General features: G+C 61.9%; 13 protein-coding genes. 4 read left to right on the plus strand and 9 right to left on the minus strand.

The genetic code is table 11. The features are described from left to right. The first annotated feature begins 93 nt into the window (after nt 1–93). Nucleotides 94–2,247 (plus strand): S46 family peptidase, encoded by a 2,154-nt coding sequence (locus tag O3299_RS19010; RefSeq protein ID WP_305062907.1) that lies wholly within the window; start codon nt 94–96, stop codon nt 2,245–2,247. Between the two features lie 68 nt (nt 2,248–2,315). Here the strand turns inward: O3299_RS19010 and O3299_RS19015 are convergent, their stop codons facing one another. Next, nucleotides 2,316–2,885 carry a hypothetical protein gene (locus tag O3299_RS19015; protein WP_305062908.1) on the minus strand — a complete coding sequence of 190 codons (570 nt, stop codon included), beginning with the start codon at nt 2,883–2,885 and terminating at the stop codon, nt 2,316–2,318. A 149-nt stretch (nt 2,886–3,034) separates the two neighbouring features. Here O3299_RS19015 and O3299_RS19020 point away from each other — a divergent pair, with 149 nt between their 5' ends. Continuing rightward, entirely contained in the window at nt 3,035–4,723 is a 1,689-nt protein-coding gene (locus O3299_RS19020) for a M14 family zinc carboxypeptidase (protein WP_305062909.1), read from the plus strand. Nucleotides 4,724–4,813: 90 nt separating this feature from the next. Beyond that, on the plus strand, nt 4,814–6,964 hold the full coding sequence (locus O3299_RS19025) for an FUSC family membrane protein (protein WP_305062910.1): 2,151 nt from the start codon (nt 4,814–4,816) through the stop codon (nt 6,962–6,964). An 11-nt stretch (nt 6,965–6,975) separates the two neighbouring features. On the opposite strand, the gene O3299_RS19030 is transcribed toward O3299_RS19025, so the two are convergent. The 6 genes from O3299_RS19030 to O3299_RS19055 form a co-directional block, all read right to left on the minus strand. Further along, nucleotides 6,976–8,925 carry a S9 family peptidase gene (locus O3299_RS19030; protein WP_305062911.1) on the minus strand — a complete coding sequence of 650 codons (1,950 nt, stop codon included), beginning with the start codon at nt 8,923–8,925 and terminating at the stop codon, nt 6,976–6,978. 67 nt (nt 8,926–8,992) lie between these two features. After that, nucleotides 8,993–10,465 (minus strand): amino acid permease, encoded by a 1,473-nt coding sequence (locus tag O3299_RS19035; protein WP_099666227.1) that lies wholly within the window; start codon nt 10,463–10,465, stop codon nt 8,993–8,995. 454 nt (nt 10,466–10,919) lie between these two features. Continuing rightward, a complete protein-coding gene (locus tag O3299_RS19040) occupies nt 10,920–12,350 on the minus strand; it encodes an amino acid permease (protein ID WP_099666226.1) in 1,431 nt (476 codons plus the stop codon). 116 nt (nt 12,351–12,466) lie between these two features. Continuing rightward, nucleotides 12,467–12,925: a RidA family protein gene (locus O3299_RS19045; protein ID WP_076571881.1), complete on the minus strand. Its 459-nt coding sequence runs from the start codon at nt 12,923–12,925 to the stop codon at nt 12,467–12,469. Between the two features lie 254 nt (nt 12,926–13,179). Then, on the minus strand, nt 13,180–14,763 hold the full coding sequence (locus O3299_RS19050; protein ID WP_305062912.1) for an ATP-binding cassette domain-containing protein: 1,584 nt from the start codon (nt 14,761–14,763) through the stop codon (nt 13,180–13,182). A 161-nt stretch (nt 14,764–14,924) separates the two neighbouring features. After that, nucleotides 14,925–16,037: an NADH:flavin oxidoreductase/NADH oxidase gene (locus O3299_RS19055; protein ID WP_305062913.1), complete on the minus strand. Its 1,113-nt coding sequence runs from the start codon at nt 16,035–16,037 to the stop codon at nt 14,925–14,927. Nucleotides 16,038–16,200: 163 nt separating this feature from the next. On the opposite strand from O3299_RS19055, the gene O3299_RS19060 reads away from it, so the two are divergent. After that, the gene (locus tag O3299_RS19060; protein WP_305054225.1) at nt 16,201–16,773 is read left to right on the plus strand and encodes a glycine zipper 2TM domain-containing protein; all 573 of its coding nucleotides are present in this window, start codon (nt 16,201–16,203) and stop codon (nt 16,771–16,773) included. Nucleotides 16,774–16,882: 109 nt separating this feature from the next. On the opposite strand, the gene O3299_RS19065 is transcribed toward O3299_RS19060, so the two are convergent. After that, complete coding sequence (locus tag O3299_RS19065; protein WP_305062914.1) at nt 16,883–17,392, minus strand: DUF1993 family protein; 510 nt, start codon at nt 17,390–17,392, stop codon at nt 16,883–16,885. Nucleotides 17,393–17,501: 109 nt separating this feature from the next. Beyond that, complete coding sequence (locus O3299_RS19070; protein WP_099666222.1) at nt 17,502–18,482, minus strand: DUF2167 domain-containing protein; 981 nt, start codon at nt 18,480–18,482, stop codon at nt 17,502–17,504. Nucleotides 18,483–18,581: the final 99 nt, after the last annotated feature.

The raw sequence follows: 18,581 nt of genomic DNA on the forward strand, positions 1-18,581 counted from the left end.
AGTTCGATACGGATACTCTATGTCGCCCGCTGAGAAAAAACACTGGGTACACGTTGGTTCCGACTTCCCTTCATGTAAAAGACTAGAACTCGAATGAAAAAATCTTTAATCGCGCTCGCTATCCTGAGCAACTTCGCACACGCCGACGAAGGCATGTGGATGCCCCAACAGCTGCCACAAGTAGCCAAGGAATTGAAAGCCGCCGGACTGAAACTCGACCCGACCACCCTGACCAAGCTGACCGAGTTCCCGATGGGCGCCATCGTCAGCCTGGGCGGTTGCTCGGCCTCGTTCGTCTCGCCGCAAGGCCTGGTTGCCACCAACCACCATTGCGTCTACAACAGCGTGGCGGTCAATTCGACCAAGGAGCGCGATTTGCTGGCCAACGGTTTCCTGGCCAAGACGTTCGCTGAAGAATTGCCGGCCGCCCCAGGCAGCCGCATCTTCGTCACCTCGGCCGTGACCAATGTCAGCGACAAGATCATCACCGCCGACGTAGCCAAGCTGCAAGGCAAGGCCCGCATCGACGCGATCGAAAAGAACCAGAAGAAACTGGTCGCCGAATGCGAAAAAGAAGCGGGTTTCCGCTGCACCGTGTCGAGCTACTACGGCGGCCTGGAGTTCTACCTGATCAAGCAACTGGAAATCCGCGACGTGCGCCTGGTGCACGCGCCTCCAGCGGGCGTGGGTAAATTCGGCGGCGACACCGACAACTGGATGTGGCCGCGCCACACGGGCGACTACGGCTTCTACCGCGCCTACGTCAGCAAAGACGGCAAAGCTGCCGACTTCAGCAAGGACAACGTACCTTACCAGCCAAAACACGTACTGAAACTGGCCAAGGATGGCTTGAAAGAAGGCGATTTCGTGATGGCGCTGGGCTACCCTGGCCGCACCAACCGTCACCGCCTGCCGTCGGAAGTGGCGTTCACGTTTGACTGGAACTACCCGGCCTTCGTGAAAGCATCGGGCGAAACCCTGGCCATCATCGCGCGCGAAACCAAGGACAACAAGGATGTTGCCCTGAAATACGCGGGTCAGGTCGCTGGCGTGAACAATTACTACAAGAACCGCCAAGGCATGCTCGATTCGTACGCGGGCAGCGACTTCCTGGCGCGCAAGACGACGGAACATGAAGCCCTGAAAACCTGGGTCAACGCGAATGCTGCCCGCAAGGCGGAATTTGCCGGCGACATCGAGCAAGTGGAAAAGCTGATCGCCGAGCGCGATGCCGACACCAAGCGCGATTTCTTCCTCAGCTACGCACAGCCACGCCTGCTGAACACGGCACGCAGCCTGTACCGCCTGTCCAACGAAGGCACCAAGGCCGATACGGAACGCAAGTCCGGCTACCAGACGCGCGATTTGCCACGTCTGTCGTCGAGCATCACGTCGGTCGAGCGCACCTACGATGAAAAAGTCGACAAGGCGCTGGTACTGAACAGCCTGACCAAGTATGCCGCGCAACCGGCAGCACAACGCCGCGCCAGCTTTGACGCCGCCATCGGCATCAAGGACGGCATGTCGCAAGCCGACCTGTCCGCCGCCCTGGACAAACTGTATGCGGGCAGCAAGCTGGCCGACAAGGAAGAACGCGCGGCATGGCTGAAACGCACGCCAGCCGAGTTCCAGGCCAGCAAGGACAGCTTCATCCAGGCAGCCGTCGCCATGTATCCGGATTCGCTGAAAAACGAAGCGGAAGACGAAGAACTGGCCGGCAAGATCCAGCAAGCCTACGCCAACTACATGAAAGCAAAAATTGCCTTCATGAAGAGCAAAGGCCAAGCCGTCTATCCTGACGCCAACAGCACCCTGCGCGTGACCTTCGGCCGCGTTGCCGGCCGTGACCACGGCGCCGATGGCACCACCTGGACCGCGTTCACCACCGTCAATGGCGTGGTGGCCAAAGCCACGGGCCAAGGTGAGTTCAATGCACCGGCGAATCAACTGGCAGCGATCAAAGCCAAGGACTTCGGCAAATTCGTCGATCCGAAGCTGAAAACCGTGCCGGTCGACTACCTGGCCACCCTGGACATCACCGGCGGTAACTCCGGTTCGGCTGCCCTGAATTCGAAAGGCGAATTCATCGGCCTGGCCTTCGACGGCACGCTGGACTCGATCATTTCCGATTGGGACTACAACAAAGCCAACACCCGTTCGATCCAGGTCGACCTGCGCTACATGCTGTGGAACATGAAACACATCGACCACGCAGACAACCTGCTGAAAGAAATGGGCGCTGAATAACAAAAAGCAATAACCCGGCAACGGGCGCTTTAGCCTGAGCCACTCCCGCGGGAGTGGCTTTTTTTCGCCTAGCGTTTTACTTTGGTAAAACGGTAAGGCACGGCTTGCTCTGCGCCAAACACTTGCGCGCGGCCGCTTCCCAGCGGCAGCATGACCCGCCGGCCATCCTGCAGCAGCAAGGCCAGGTCGGCGCCGGGAAAGCGCTGCGCCAGCGCAGGATAAGCATGGCGCGCGATGCCGGCGGCGGGAATCACGATGCGGTAGTCGCCATCGCCAAAGTCCAGCAGCAGCGCGGGAAGCTCATCCGGCCCCGGCAATGCCGTGATGCGCAGGCGCGCGCGTCCCTTGACGAGCTCGAAGGCTGACCACAGGGGCAAGGGGCGCTGCGTGGCGCCGATCCGCAGCTGCGGCGCGTGCTGCGCCTGCGCCGACGTCAGCAAGAGGTCGGCCCGTTCTTCCGCCACGGCGCCATCGACGGCCAGCAGCCAGCCCCGGTAGCGTACCAGCGCGCCCTGCGCGGTGGCCGTGACGGAGCCGCCCTGCGCCACAGGTTCCTTGCCCGCCGGCAAGCGCAACGGCGCCGCCTGTGCCGCCAGGCAAGCCCACCACACCAGCGCCGCCATCGCCGCCTTGCCCATGCCGCCTCCCTTGCGCGTGAAACGTATTCATAACACAAGTACGGCAGCAAGCCCCTGCGGCGCCTCAAGGCAGGAGCGCCGGTGCTACAATTGGCCCCTAGCGGGCGTACTTACCCAGCGCGCCTTCCCCCTCCCAGACTCAGACCGCTATGCCACCAGACTTGCGCACGACCTACGAACTCGGTAACCACAACCAGACCACGACCTGGCTGGAATGCATCACCTTCTATCAAGATCTCGCCGCACGCTATCCGCACGTGCTGCATTTCGAACAGATCGGCCTGTCCGACTCGGGCGTGCCCATCCACGCTGGCGTCGTCAGCGCGGACAGCGTATTTGACCGCGAGCAAATCAAGCGCGCAGGCCGCACCGTATTCTTCAACAATAACGGCATCCACCCGGGCGAACCGGAAGGCATCGACGCCTGCATGGCCATCGTGCGCGACCTCTGCACGCAGCCGGAACGCCTGGCGGCGCTGGGCAGCACCGTGCTGCTGTTCATTCCGATCTACAACGTCGATGGCAGCCTGAACCGTGCCAATACCTCGCGCGTGAACCAGGATGGCCCGGAGCAATTCGGTTTCCGCGGCAACAGCCGCCACCTGGACTTGAACCGCGATTTCATCAAGTGCGACAGCCTGAACGCGCAGGTGTTCAACCGCCTGCTGGCCAGCTGGGACCCGGACGTGATGGTCGACACGCACACGTCGAACGGCGCCGACTATCCGTACACGATGACCTTGATCCACACGCAGACGGATAAGCTGGGCAATGGCCTCGGTCCCTTCCTGCAAGACACCATGCTGCCGCACATCTTTGCGCAGATGGAACAAGCCGGCTGGCCCACCTGCCCGTACGTGAACCCCGTCAAGGATAGCCCCGACCACGGCATCGCCGAATTCCTCGAAGTGCCCCGTTTCTCGACGGGCTTTGCGGCCTTGCATCACGTCATCGGTTTCATGCCGGAAACGCACATGTTGAAACCGTTTGCCGACCGCTACGCTTCCATGCGCGCCCTGCTCGACATCACCATGGCGTTCACGGTCAAACATGGCGAACAGATCAAGCAGCTGCGCGCGCAAGCGAAGGCGGCCGGACGCACGCAAGCCGCATGGCCGATCCACTGGACCATGAATGAAGAACAGCCGTCGACCTTCCCCTTCAAGGGCTATGCGGCGCAATACACGCCGAGTCTGCTGGGCGACTACCAGCGCCTGTCCTACGACCGCTCGCAGCCGTGGGAACGCGATATCAAGTATTACAACCGCTTCGATGCGGACGTCACCGTGGCCGCGCCGAAAGCCTATATCGTGCCGCAAGCGTGGCGCGAAGTCATCGAACGGCTGCGCTGGAACGGCGTCGAAATGCACCGCATCACCAACGAACAGACGCTAACGGCGCGCTACTATCACATCACCGACGTCGGCACGCGGGCCACGGCCTACGAAGGCCACATGTTCCACGACAGTGTGGAACTCGAAGCGCGCACGGGCCAGTTCACCGTGCAGGCAGGCGATTATGTCGTCAGCCTGGACCAGGACAACGCCCGCTACGCCGTGGAAACCCTGGAACCGCAGGCGCACGACAGCTTCTTCCGCTGGGGGTTCTTCAACAGCGTGCTGGAGAAGAAAGAAGCGTTTTCCGATTACGTGTTCGAAGACATGGCTTCCGAACTGCTGCGCGACGAGCCGGCGCTGGCCGCCAAGTTTGCCGAGTGGAAAGCAGCGAATCCCGCCCTGCTGAGCAATCAGGAAGCCGTGCTGAATTTCATCTTTGCACACTGCCAGCGCTTTGCCGAGCCGGAATGGCGTAGATATCCCGTAATTGCCCTGATATAAATCAAGGCTGTAGCGACTGCAACATCCTGGCGCCGCATCGGAGACCCCGGTGCGGCGCCTCTTTCTGTGCCCTGCCCACAAGGTAATCCCATGCACTACGCACTGAACCTGCGCACCTTTATTTACAGCCATTATTTTTACCTGGGCTTGCGCGTGGCCATCGGTCTCGTCGGCCTGGCCTTGCTGACCCAGGAAATCAGCGACAGCGCCACCGCCATGACGGTGTGCATCGGCGCCCTGTGCACGACCCTGATGGACATGCCCAGCCCGCTGCGCCACAAGTTCAATGAAATGCTCGCTTCTGTGCTGCTGTGCAGTGCCGTCACCTTGCTGATCAGCTTGTGCGGCCCCGTGCATTGGCTGTTGATGACGGTGCTCGTGCTCGTGAGTTTCCTCGCCAGCATGATGGTGGTGTACGGCAAGAAATCCATGCCCTTGCAGCTGGCCGCCCTGTTCATCATGACCATGTCAATGGAGCACCAGATGACGTGGCAGCAATCGTTCCACCACGCAGGCCTGTTCATGCTCGGCGGCCTCATCTATCTGGCGTACGCCATGGCCATCGCCTGGGTCTTGCGCCACCGCATCAAGCAGCAAGTGCTGGCCGAAGCCCTGTTCGAACTGGCCGCCTACATCGATATCAAGGCCGATTTCTACGACACGCGTTTTAACCTGACGGAACAGTTCAACAAGCTTGTGCGCCATCAAAGCATCCTGGCCGACCGCCAGCAGGCATCGCGCGACTTGATTTTGCGCAGCCACAAGAACAGCAAGGATGCTATCGTCGTGCAGGTGCACGTGTGCATGCTGGATCTGTATGAACTGATACTCTCCACGCACACGGATTACGCGCTGCTGCGCCAGCACCTGGCGGACTCCGACGTGCTGAAATCCTTGCACGACCTGGCCTACAAAGCGGCGCGCGACATCGAAGCCGTGGCCTACGCCGTCACGCGCAAGCGCGCCTCGTATGCGCAGATCAGTTACGACAAGGAATGGGCCGATATCGAAGAGGAAATTGCCCGCCTGCATGTAAAAGGCGATGCTGCGCAAGAAGCGCTGGCCACCCTGCGCGCGCAGCGCAACAAGATCCGCGCCATTCTGAAAATGATCGCGGAATTGCACCTGGCCAGCCAGAAAGTGTATGACAACGTGCCGTTCTGGAGCGGCGCGGACATGGCGCCGTTCCTGTCGCAGCAGAAATACGAACTGAAAACCCTGCTGTCGAACCTGCGCCTGGACTCGCCCGTGTTCCGCTTCGCCCTGCGCGTCTCGATGGCCATCTCAGTGGGATTGCTGATCGGACACTGGCTGCCATATGCGGCGCACAGCTACTGGATAGTATTGACCATCGTCATCATCTTGCGCCCCACGTTCAGCATGACGCGCCAGCGCCGCGCCGACCGCATCATCGGCACCATCATCGGCTGCATCATCACGGCCATCGTGATCCGCTTCGTGCACAGCAATATCGTGCTGATGGCCATCCTGTTCCTCTCCATCGTGGCCACGCCCACCTTCATCTATTTGCGCTACCGCTACACGGCCATCGCCGTGAGCCTGATGATTCTGCTGCAAATGCACCTGGTGGCGCCCAGCAACCCGAACCTCGTCAGCGAGCGCCTGATCGACACCCTGATCGGCGCGGCAGTGGCGACCGTGTTCAGCTTCGTGCTGGCCAACTGGGAATACCAGAGCCTGCCACGGCTGGTGCGCCAGGTGCTGAATGTGAATGTGAGTTATATGCAGGCCAGCTTCGCGCTGCTGCAGGGGAAATGTTTCGATGACTTCGCCTACCGCATCGAGCGCAAGCGATTGATGGACAGCCTGGCCGCGCTCAGCTCGGCGCTGGTGCGCATGCTCGATGAACCGGCCAGCAAGCAGCGGGCAGTGGAAGACATCAACCTGTTCATCGTGCAAAATTATTTATTGGTCGCCCACGTGGCGGCGCTGCGCTCGATCCTCGGGCGCCACGCCAGCCAGCTACCCGTCGCGCCCGTCAACGCCCTGCTCAGCCACAGCCATACGCAAGTGTGTCTGACCCTGTCGCGCGCACTGGAACAGCTCGATAACAAGGCCGCCATCAGCGCCCCGCTGGCCGCGCCTGCCGCACCGCCCGTCAGCGACGTGACCTGGTCGGGCTGGCCGCTGGTGCAGCGCCGCATCCGCTTGTTACAGGCAGATGCGGACAAGATCGTGATACATAGCGCGGCGATCGTGCATATTGTAGCGCCGCGCTAAGCCGGCGCAACTTACTTCAGATACTGCTCAAACCAGCCGATGGTGCGCTTCTGCAAGTCGCGCTGATGCTCGGGCTTGCGGAAGGAATGGCCTTCGCCATCGTAGATGAACAGGCTGGACGGCACGCCCATGGCGCGCAAGCCGTGCCAGAATTCCAGCGACTGGGCAGCCGGCGTTTCCACGTCGCGCTCGCCCACGTAGATCAGGGTCGGCGTCTTGGCCGCCTTGATCGATTCGATGGGCGAAGCCTTGCGGTAGACGGCGGGATTGTCATACGCGGAGGCGCCAAAGAACGGGATCATCCACTGGTTGATGCCGTTCTGGCCGTAATAGCTGATCCAGTTCGACACGCCCGCGCCCGCCACGGCCGCCTTGAAGCGGTCGCTGTGCGTGACGCCCCACATGGTCATGAAGCCGCCATACGAATGGCCGATCAGGCCCAGGCGGTCCCCGTCGATGGGCGCCACTTTTTGCGCGGCATCAATGCCGGCCAGGATGTCGCGCCAGTCGCCGCCGCCGAAGTCGGCCATGTTCGCGCGCGTAAAGGCCTGGCCCTGGCCAAAGCTGCCGCGCGGATTGGGCAGGAAGACGAAATAACCCTTTTGCGTCAATTCATGGATCAGCGTGCTCGCTCCCACGTAACGGGGCGAAGCGGCGGCGCCCGGGCCGCCATGCACATTGACGACCATCGGGTAGCGCTTGCCTGCGTCCGCCTTCAACGGCCCCAGCAGCCAGCCTTGCACCTTGTATTGCTCGTTGTTCCAGCCCACGTTCTGCACCGTCAGTTGCGGCGCAAAACCGTCATTGTCGCGCGTAATCTTTTTCAGCTGCCCCACCGGTCCCGCCACCAGATAGCTGGCGTGCGTGAAATCTTCCTGGGCGGCAGCGGCGTGACGGCCATCGGCGCTGAACGACAGGCGGCCATCGCTGCCGCTGCTGCTGAGCTCACCGAGCAGCACAGGCCGGGCCGGGCCGCTTTGCGCATCGACGGGTACCAGCGCCAGCTGCGAATCGATCAGGGCCGTTGCCAGCAAGCCGGCGCCGCGCCAGACGACGCCATTGAAGGTGCCGCGATAGTCTGGCGTGAGATTGCGCGGCGTGCCGCCGGCCAGCGGTACGGTGTAGATATCGCCGCCGATGGAGCCGAAATCGCTCATCAGGCCGCCGATGAAGACCACCGTCTTGCCATCCGGTGAAACCGAAGGCAGGTTCAGCTGCATGGCCGGCGACGCGATCACGCGCAAGGCGCCCGTGGCCGCATCAATATGGCTGAGCTTGGCGACCCACCAGTTGCTGTCGCCATTGCCTTGCGCGCTGGTGGCGACAAAGCCGCGGCCATCGGGCGTCCAGCTGTATTCATACACATAGGTGTCGCCTGGCGACAGCAGACGCGGCTCGCCGCCGCTGACCGGCACGACGGCGATGCGCTGGGCATCGTCTTCGCTGCCCACTTCGCCCACCTGGCGCGCACCCGCTTCCACGGCGCCGGCCAGCTTGCGCGCGCCCACCGTCGCGAGCAGGGCCAGCTGCTTGCCATCCGGCGACCAGCGCGCCGTACTGGCCACACCTTTGATGCTCGTCAATACCTGGGCTTGCGCCTGTGTCATCGTGGCAAGGTACAGCTGCGCCGTGCCCGCCTTGGCGTCGTAGCCGACAAAAGCCAGCTGCCGGCCATCGGGCGACCAGCTGGGCTTGTCGTAGGAACACGCGGCGCACGGATCGAATTGCTGCACGATGGCGCCGTTGGCGGCGTCGCGCACGACGATGACCGCGTGTGGACGCTGCGGCTGTTCGCCCGCCCTGCTCGATTCAATGGCGGCGATGCGCTGGCCATTGGCCGACAGGGCGACGGCACGGTAATCGCGCAAGGCCGGTTCGGTGGCGGGAGCGGCCTGTGCCAGGGTGCCCAGAAGGCTGCTTGCCAGCAAGCCGCAAGCGGCCAGATCAGTTATTTTCATCATGTAAATTCCGGTTAGAAATAAAAAAAACCGCCGGCAAGCGCGGCGGTTTCGGATGGAACAGACTGCATTAGCGGGCCTTCTTGCCCAGGTGCGAATGCCGCATGCTGTACAGGAAATAAATGGCTACCGTCACCGCCATCCACACACTGAACACGACAAACGTCGTATGCGGCAAATCGCGCATGATGTACAGGCAAGCGAGCACGCTGAGGCCGGGAATCACATATGGCCCGAACGGCACGCTGAAGCCTTCGATGCGGTTCGCGCCCTGCTTGTGGCGCAGCACGGGCACGGCAATCGACACCACCATGAAGGCTGTCAAGGTACCGATGCTGACCATGTCCCACAGGTACGTGGCATCGACGGAACCGGCCACCACGGCCACCACCAGGCAAACGATGATGGTATTGCTGACCGGCACCAGGGTGCGCGGGTGGATCTTCTGGAACGACTTCGGGATCAGACCGTCGCGGCTGACGGCAAACAGGATGCGCGTCTGGCCGTAGATCGTCACCAGGGTCACGCTGAAGACGGAAATGACGGCGCCGGCCGACAACACCAGTGCGGGCCAGGTCTTGCCCGTGACGTTTTGCAGGATCACCGCCAGGCCCGCTTCCTGGCCTTCGAACAATTTCGCCTGTTGCGCGCCGAGGGCGGCCACGGCCACCAGCAAATAAAACACGGTGACGATGAGCAAGGCACCGAGAATGCCGCGCGGCACATTGCGCGTGGGATTTTTCACTTCGTCGCCGGCCGTCGCCACCGTATCGAGGCCGATGAAGGAGAAGAAGACGGTGCCGGCCGCCGCCGTCACGCCCGTCATGCCGGCAAAGCCCTTGCTGTTGTCGGCATTGAAGAAGGGGAAGAAATTGTCGGCATTGAAGCCGGAAAACGCGATGACGATGAAAAACACGAGAATCGCCAGCTTGATGATGACCATGATGGCGTTCATCAGGGCCGATTCCTTGGCACCGCGCAGCAGCAAAAAGCCGCACATGCAGATCAGGAAGATGGGCGGCAGGTTGATGTGGCCGGCATGAAACTCCATGCCATGCGGGCCGGAAACGATCATCGGCGTGCGCAGCATCTCGGGAATGTGCCAGCCGAAGGCATTTTCCAGGAAATTATTCAGGTAGGACGACCAGCCGATGGCCACGGCACTGCCCGCCAAGCCATATTCGAGCAGCAGACAGGCGGCCATGATGAAGGCCAGAAACTCGCCCACGGTGGCATAGGCAAACGAATACGAAGAGCCGGAGGCGGGAATGCGGAACGACAGCTCCGCATAGCACAGGGCCGTCAGGCCGGCCGTGATGGCGGCGATCAGGAAAGACAGGACAACCGATGGGCCCGCCTTGGGGACGGCTTCGACCATGGTAAAGAAAATGCCCGTGCCGATGGTGGCGCCCACGCCGATCATGGTGAGGGAAAACAGGCCGATGGACCGGCTCAAGCCACTGCTGCTGAGGCCTTCACCATATTCGACCGTGGTATCGATCGGCTTGGTGCGGCAAAGTTTCTGGACCAGGGTTTGGCTCACTAGACTTCCTTTATGAGGCATACGTATTTTCGCATGACGGGTAAAAACACTTAAAAACGGCGCCCCGGCCTTAAGTAACCCCCAATAAATTCTTGTGTTTTCTAGCTTCCATAAGTGGCGCGCTGCTGCGTTGCCCATCGCTAGCAGTGCTCGCACTGCGTCGCGCCGGGCGCCTTGCATCGCATCCACTTCTGTTTGCTATAAATTCACAATAATTTCCTGGCGATTACTTACCTGGAAAAAACCGGAAAGATCGCGTCCATTTTCAAAACTAAGCGATTATAGGGCTTTCATCGGTTCAGCTAAACAGAACTTTGATGCAAGGAAACAACGCCAGGCGTGCGCCATCAAACGCGCACTGGCGCTAGTGCGGCATGGAATGGCCAATATGAAAGAAAAAGCGCGCCGCTGCAAGTGCAGGGGCGCGCTTTTGATTCAGCTCAACTAGGCTGGATTACTTCTTGCCGTGCGGCACATCGGCCGGCGGCCAGCCCGCTTCGTAGCCTTGCGGCACGTCGTCGCGGCGGTCTTTCGGCGCCAGGCCCAGCGCGTAGTACAGCACCGTCAGCAGGATCAGCCAGGCCGGTCCCACCATCAGGGCGATGCGCGTATCGGGGAAATACGCCATCAGGCCGATCACCAGCGCCAGGAAAGCCAGCGAAATCCAGGAACCGTAGGGCGCGAACGGCATGCGGAAGGCCAGGTTCTTGATTTCCAGCGGCGTCAAGGTCTTGCGGAACTGGATTTGCGTGACGAGGATCACGCCCCAGGTCCAGACGGCGCCGAAGGTGGAAATCGAGGTAACCCAGATAAACACTTTTTCCGGCACCAGGTAGTTCAGCAGCACGCCCAGCAGCAGGGCAAACACGGAGACCAGGATGGCGCGGCGCGGCACGCCGCTGGCCGTCGTTTCCGCAAACGCCTTCGGTGCCTGGCCTTGCAGCGCCAGGTTGTACAGCATGCGGCCCGTGCTGAAGATACCGCCATTGCACGACGACAAGGCTGCCGTCAGCACGACGAAGTTGATGATGCCGGCGGCCGTCTTGATGCCCAGGCGTTCGAACGTCATGACGAAGGGGCTGCCGGTGGTGCCGATTTCATTCCATGGGTAAATCGACAGGATGACGAACAGTGCGCCGACATAGAAAATCAGGATGCGCCAGAACACCGAATTGATGGCGTCGGGAATCGATTTCTTCGGGTTCGCCGCTTCGCCGGCCGTCAGGCCGATCATTTCCACGCCCAAGTAGGCAAACATCACCATCTGCAGCGACATCAGCACGCCCTGCGCGCCATTCGGGAAGAAGCCGCCATGCGTCCACAGGTTGGAAATGCCGATGGCCACGCCGCCATTGCCGAAACCGAAGATGATCATGCCCGTGCCGCCGACGATCATCAGGATGATGGTGACGACCTTGATCAGGGCAAACCAGAATTCGAATTCGCCGTAGGCTTTCACGGCCAGCAAATTGATCGCGCCCATGGAGCCGAGGGCCGCCAGGGCCCAGATCCAGCGCGGCACGTCGGGGAACCAGATGCCCATGTAGATGGCGACGGCGGTAATTTCCGCCACGCACGTGACCAACCACAGGAACCAGTAGTTCCAGCCCGTCAGATAGCCTTGCAGGGGACCCAGGTAATCCTGGGCATAGCGGCTGAAGGAACCAGCCACGGGATTGTGCACGGCCATTTCGCCCAGCGCGCGCATGATCATGAAGATGACCGCGCCACCGATGATGTACGACAGCATGATGCCGGGACCGGCCATCTTGATCGCATTGCCGGAACCCAAAAACAGGCCCACGCCAATCGCGGCGCCCAGCGCCATCAGGCGAATCTGCCGCTCGCCCAGGCCGCGGTGCAAGCCTTGTTCACTCGTTTTCATTACGTGTCTCCGTTTTTTTCTTGAATACACCGATCCCTCCACCCCAATGGCGGTTCCGCTCTTGCTGGAAAGGAGGAAAAGGCGAGCCGGCGGCAAGCGCCGGCATGCTCAGCTGATCAGGCCAGTTCGGCGATCAGTTCGATCTCGACGCAAGCGCCCAGCGGGATTTGCGCCACGCCGAAGGCGGAGCGGGCGTGCTTGCCGCTGTCGCCGAAGACTTCGACGAACAGTTCCGAGGCGCCATTGGTCACCAGGTGCTGTTCCGTGAATTCGGAAGTGGAATTGACCAGGCTCATGACCTTGACGATGCGCTTGACCTTGCTCAAGTCGCCGCCGCATGCGTCTTGCAAGGTGGCGATCAGTTCGATGGCGATGCCGCGCGCAGCGATCTTGCCTTCTTCCGTGGTGACGTCCTTGCCCAATTGACCCACCCAGACCTTGCCATCCTTCTTGGCCAGGTGGCCGGACAGGAAGACGGTGTTGCCCGTGCGGGCATGCATCACGTAGGCGGCAGCTGGGGCGGCAACGACTGGCAATTCGATGTTGAGGGCTTTGAGTTTTTCGTAAAACGACATGCTATTTCTCCAAGAAAACAATATAAGCGAAACCAAAATTCATGCACGGCAGGGCACGGAGGATGACGCCCTGGCAGCGCGGCAGTGACCGACAACAGTGCCAGATTAAACGTCATCATATTGGTGAACCAGCAGTTTTAGTTCACAAATAGGCCCGGTTATTCAGTGGATTATACCGACAATCAAACAAAATTCAGCATCGGTTCATGAAGCATGCTCTCCAGGCATCGAGCGTGTATTTTTTCATTCAATTGTCACTTGTGCAATGTCAAGCCCTCCGGGTCAAGGTTTATCGCCTGCAGAAATGCCTGGTCGTGCGAAACCACAAGTAACGCCCCCTGATATTGCAGCAGCATCTGCTCGAGCGCCTGCAGGCTGGCCAAGTCCAGATGATTGTCGGGTTCATCTAACAGCAGCAATTGCGGCGGGGTCTGCGCATACAGTTCGGCCGCCAGCGCCACCTTCATGCGCTCGCCCCCGCTCAGCAAACGGCTGGGCATGGTGGCGCGCGCGCCGGCAATGCCCAGCAGCGCCAGCCGCATGCGCAGCTCGCCTTCCGGCACAATGCTGTTGCGTTCCTGCAAGCGTTGCACGGCGCTCCACTCGCCGTCTTGCAGCCCAGCATGCTGGTCCAGCCACGCCACCTGCGCATGGCAGCGCAGCGCGCCGCTGGCGGGCGCCAGCTGTCCCACGATCACGCGCAGCAGGGTCGACTTGCCGCTGCCATTGTCTCCCGTCACGGCCAGGCGGCGCGGGCCGCTCAGCACCAGGTTGATGGCGTGCGCCTGGCCATGCGGCAAGACCAATTCGCGCAGCTCCAGGATCAGTTTCCCGTTCGGCACGCCACTCTCGGGCGCCAGCAGCAGCCGTTCGGCCTCGGGCGCGCAGCGGGCGCTGGCGTCCATCACCCTTTGCTGGCGCGCCTGCTGCGCCTCTTGCGCGCGCACACGCAGCCTGCCCTGGCTATCCTGGCTTTTCTCCTTTTTCGCGTCCAGCAGCAGCTTGCTTTGATTGCCTTCGCGGCCCTCGCGCTCACCGCGCGTCACCCGTTTCTGCTGGCGTTCTGCCTGTTGCTGCGCCTCGCGCTGTTCGCGCCTGGCGCCGGCCTTTTCCGCCTGCAGGGCGGCGGCGTAGCCAGCCTGTTCCAGCGCGCGCTGCTGCGCAAACATGGCGTAATTGCCGCCATAGCTGCGCAAGCCCTGCGGCGACAGCTCGACAATTTCATCGACGTGCTGCAGCAAGCCGCGGTCATGGCTGATCAGCAGCAAGCCGCCTGGCCAGCGCGCCATCTGCGCCACCAGGCGGGCACGTTGATGGACATCAAGGTGGTTGCTCGGCTCATCGAAGACCAGCCAGTCCGCCTGCGACAGCCAGGCGCCCTGCAGGGCGATGCGCTGGCGCTCGCCACCGCTCAGGCCAGCCGTCGGCGTGTCGGCATCGATATGAGATAAATCAAGCGCGTCGAGCGCCTGGCGCAAGCGCGCATGGGCATCCCAGCGCTCTCCCACCAGGGTGTAGTCGGCCTCGTCGATGCTGCCTTCGGCGATGCGCGCCAGCGCCGCCAGCAAGCTGCTCACGCCGGCGAGGGCCGCCACGGTGGGATAGCGCTGCGGATCGAGTTCCTGTGCCACGTAATGCACGGCGCCGTCACAGCGCACGGCGCCAGAAGACGGCTGCGCCTGGCATGCCAGCAGGCGCGCCAGCACGCTCTTACCCACGCCGTTATCGCCGACGAGGCCGATACGTTGCGGGGCAAACGCGAATTGCAAATCGGAAAACAGGGTGCGGCCATCGGGCAGCACAAAGGAAAGACGGTCGAGTTGTAGTAATGCGGGCATGGATACTCCTTGTACGTGCAGACAGGGCTGGCGAACCCGCGCGGCGCAAAGGCGCTGTGGCGGGAAGGGCGAGGCCGTGCACAGCACGGCAGTATCAATGGCGCATGTCGAAACGTCCTGGAGAAATGGGGAAGAAGCGTCAGTGTAGCAGAGCAAGCCTGTTAGCGCTGCCCCAGGGTCGTGTCGCCGAACAGGTGCTTGTACTCGCGCGGCTGCGAACGCCAGTACTGCGGTGGCGCCTCCACTTGTGCGCCCAGCTGGGCCGCCGCATGCCAGGGCCAGCGCGGGTCGAACAGGATGGCGCGCGCCAGCGCCACCATGTCGGATTGACCTTGCGCAATGATGTCTTCCGCCTGCTGCGCTTCCGTGATCAAGCCCACGCTGATGGTGGGCAAGCCGCTGTCGCGCTTGATGCGCTCGGCAAACGCCACCTGGTAGCCGGGACTCACGGGAATTTGCTGCTGCGGCGAAATGCCACCGCTGGAAACGTGGATGAAGTCGGCGCCCAGCTGCTTGAGTTCCTGCGCGAAGCGCACGCTTTGTTCGATTTCCCAGCCGCCATCGACCCAGTCGGTGGCGGAAAGGCGCACGCCCACGGCCACGCTGTCGGGCACGGCGGCGCGCACGGCTTCATATACTTCCAGCGGAAAGCGCATGCGGTTTTCCAGGCTGCCACCGTACACGTCGGTACGGTGATTGGACAGGGGCGAGAGGAACTGGTGCAGCAGATAACCGTGCGCCGCATGCAGTTCGATGCCTTCGATGCCGAGCGCATGCACGCGCTGGGCAGCCGCCACAAACGCGCCCTTGATCTGCAACAAACCCATCTCATCGAGGGCGATGGGCACGGTTTCACCGGGAGAGTGGGCAATGGCGGATGGCGCCACCGTTTGCCAGCCGCCTTCGGCCAGGTGCACGCAGGCACCGCCCTGCCAGGGCGCGCGGCTCGACGCCTTGCGTCCCGCGTGGCCCAGCTGCACCACCAGTGGAATCGGCGCGTGGCGGCGGATCGCCTGCACCACGTTGGCCAGCGCCGCCTGGTTCGCGTCCGACCACAGGCCCAGGTCTTCGGCCGAGATGCGTCCCTCGGGCGAGACGGCCGTCGCTTCCGTCATCAGCAAGCCCGCCCCGGACAGGGCCAGGTGGCCCAGGTGGATCATGTGCCAGTCGGTGGCGTTGCCGTTGTCGGCCGAGTACTGGCACATGGGTGCGATGGCGATACGGTTGGCCACGAGCAGCGGCCCCAGTGCATATGGCGTGAATAACTGGCTCATGGCGGACTCCGGAGAAGGGAATGCACCGATTCTACTGTGCTTTGGAAAGCGCGGCTTACACCTGCTTACGTTTGATACAGCGCAAGGGCTAGCCTTGGGCCGACGCGACCGTTAATCTGGACACATCAACAACAGCGCAACACCTTGCCACCCAGGAGAACACATGAACACGACGACTACCGCCAGCCGCATCCACCCCTTGATGGCCGGCGCCGCCATTTCCGTGACCGTCCTGTGCCTGGTCGGCGCGGCGTCCATCGCCGGCATCCTGCCCAATTCGCGGGCGAACGTGCCTGCCACGCCAGCCATTCCTGCCGACGTGGCCGCCATGACGCCGGCCAGCGCCGCGGCCCTGGCAGCGCCCGTGACGGCCCCGCTCGCCGCGCCTGTCGTGGCGCAAGCCGCCCAGGCACCAGCCCCGGCTCCCGTCGTGCACAAGCGCGTCGTGCACCACACGCAAGTGGCGCAGGCGCGTCCTGCCTACAACGATAACAATGATGGCTACCGCGACACGGCTTACCGCGAACCCGTACGCCAGCCGCAGCCAGTGCCTGCACCGGCGCCGGCACAACCGAACTACGTGGGCATCGGCACGGGCGCCGTCATCGGCGGCTTGATCGGCAATCAGGTCGGTGGCGGCCGCGGCAAGGCGCTGGCGACGGTGGCCGGCGTGATCGGCGGCGGGATGCTGGGCAATGCGGTGCAGAATCAGGTCCAACAGCAGCCACAGCGTTAAAAAACCTGCTGCGCGTCGCGCTTTGCGGCCTGCGATGCTCACTGTGCTTCAGCACAGTTGCGCTTCTCGGCCACAAATCATCGCCGCTCGCGACGGTTTTTCAGGCCTGTCAATCGTAAGGGCCAAGATAGTCAAGCTTGCCTACGGTCACGCCATTGTTTCTGAGGATGGCGTGGACCATGGAGACGTGGAAATAAAAATTCGGCAAGGCAAAGCTGAGCAGGTAATTGTCGCCCGAGAATTTTTTCCCCTCGTCGGTCCAGTTCAGCACCACTTCCTTCTGCGCACTGCCCGCCATCTGGCCCGCATTCACGCTGTCGATGTAGGCGATGGTGTTGGCGATACGTTCCTGCAGCTGCTCGAACGACGCTTCGTTATCCTCGAACTTCGGCGCCGGCACGCCGCTCAGGCGCTCGACCGACATCTTCGACGTATCGCTGGCGCGCTGCACCTGCGCCGTCAGATCCAGCATGTCGGGCGCCAGTTGCGCGCCCAATAAAATCTCGGGCACGATGCCATCCTCCTCCACATGGGCTTGTGCTTTTTCCAGCAAGGCCGAAACGACCCGCAAGCCGCGGATGAAGACGGGAATGGTTGCCTGATACATGGACACGGACATGGCGGACTCCTGAGAATGAACGATGAGCCAGTGTACCCGAGGCGCCGTCTTCCGGCAGCGCGCGCAACGCCACTCCTGTGCGCCAGCGCACCGAGCGGCCCAGTTGCTATTACTTGTCCAGGTTTACCTTGCCATCCGGCGCATGGCCGGGCTGTTCCGCCGCTTCCGGCTGCGGTACTGGCTGCGGCTGCGGCGCCTGCTTATCCTTGCGCTTGCCGCCGAAAAACTTGACGATGGCCGCACCGCCGCCCACCACGGCCAGGATCAGCACTTTCTTGAAGGCCAGCAACAGCGCCAGCAGTTTGCCAAACAGGCCCAGCTTGCTGGCCACGCCACCTGCCACCAGCGCCGCCAGGCCATATTCGGCTACCTTGTCCGTCTTGCTGTCGAAATCCGTGTAGCGGTTACCCTCGGTAAATTCCGTGAACGCCGTCACTTGCTGCATCTCTTTCTTGATCGCCTCGATCTGCTGCATGCTGGCGATCGCGTTCAGGTTCAGCACGCCTTCGCGGCCCAACACGCGCACGTTGTAGTTCAGTGAATGCTCGCCGCCATCGACCATCAAGTCCTTGGCCCAGTACAGCTTGTGCGTATCCTTGGCATAGCTGGGTTTTTCCGCCCAGCCCATCAAATGGATGCCGGGATAGCCCTGCTTCTTGCGCTCCGCATTGTTTTCCAGCACGGACGCCTGCATATCCTTGAGCAATTCGTCGTACTTGATGCTGTCCGCATCGTCATCCTTGATATGCCCTTCCTTTTCATACGTGACGATGACACCCCAGCTGTCGCGCTCGAGCACGCTGGTCTTGGCGGGCACGATCATGCCCAGCGATACCATGCCCGGTGGATTGCCCCAGGCATCGACCAGCACGCGCTCGGCGTCCGTCGGCGACAGATAACGGAAGTTGGCGGGCAAATCCAGGGTGGCGATGCCGCCAGGCAAGGTGATCTTGCCACGCTGCAAGTGCAACTGGGCGAGGAATTGCTCGGCCGTCATTTCCGGCGCAGAAGCCTTCTCATCGGCGGGGGCGGCAGCCGTCAGGCCGGAGAGGGTCAGGCACAGCAGGGCTGTCAGCAGGCGTTTCAACATGAACGGTCCAATAAATTGCAAAAGGGAAAATATTTTAAACCAATTGATTGCTTAATGGATAATTATTTCTGTGCGGCATCTTTTTGGCAAAAAAAGCGC

It is taken from the genome of Janthinobacterium sp. SUN176 (genome assembly GCF_030587335.1).
Lineage (GTDB): Bacteria > Pseudomonadota > Gammaproteobacteria > Burkholderiales > Burkholderiaceae_D > Janthinobacterium > Janthinobacterium kumbetense.

Bases quoted from the DNA above. Each gene is read 5' to 3' on its own strand.
- O3299_RS19060 (WP_305054225.1), top strand. From the start codon at position 16,201: ATGAACACGACGACTACCGCCAGCCGCATCCACCCCTTGATGGCCGGC.
- O3299_RS19025 (WP_305062910.1), top strand. From the start codon at position 4,814: ATGCACTACGCACTGAACCTGCGCACCTTTATTTACAGCCATTATTTT.
- O3299_RS19065 (WP_305062914.1), bottom strand. From the start codon at position 17,392: ATGTCCGTGTCCATGTATCAGGCAACCATTCCCGTCTTCATCCGCGGC.
- O3299_RS19040 (WP_099666226.1), bottom strand. From the start codon at position 12,350: ATGAAAACGAGTGAACAAGGCTTGCACCGCGGCCTGGGCGAGCGGCAG.
- O3299_RS19050 (WP_305062912.1), bottom strand. From the start codon at position 14,763: ATGCCCGCATTACTACAACTCGACCGTCTTTCCTTTGTGCTGCCCGAT.
- O3299_RS19045 (WP_076571881.1), bottom strand. From the start codon at position 12,925: ATGTCGTTTTACGAAAAACTCAAAGCCCTCAACATCGAATTGCCAGTC.
- O3299_RS19070 (WP_099666222.1), bottom strand. From the start codon at position 18,482: ATGTTGAAACGCCTGCTGACAGCCCTGCTGTGCCTGACCCTCTCCGGC.
- O3299_RS19030 (WP_305062911.1), bottom strand. From the start codon at position 8,925: ATGATGAAAATAACTGATCTGGCCGCTTGCGGCTTGCTGGCAAGCAGC.
- O3299_RS19020 (WP_305062909.1), top strand. From the start codon at position 3,035: ATGCCACCAGACTTGCGCACGACCTACGAACTCGGTAACCACAACCAG.
- O3299_RS19010 (WP_305062907.1), top strand. From the start codon at position 94: ATGAAAAAATCTTTAATCGCGCTCGCTATCCTGAGCAACTTCGCACAC.
- O3299_RS19055 (WP_305062913.1), bottom strand. From the start codon at position 16,037: ATGAGCCAGTTATTCACGCCATATGCACTGGGGCCGCTGCTCGTGGCC.
- O3299_RS19015 (WP_305062908.1), bottom strand. From the start codon at position 2,885: ATGGGCAAGGCGGCGATGGCGGCGCTGGTGTGGTGGGCTTGCCTGGCG.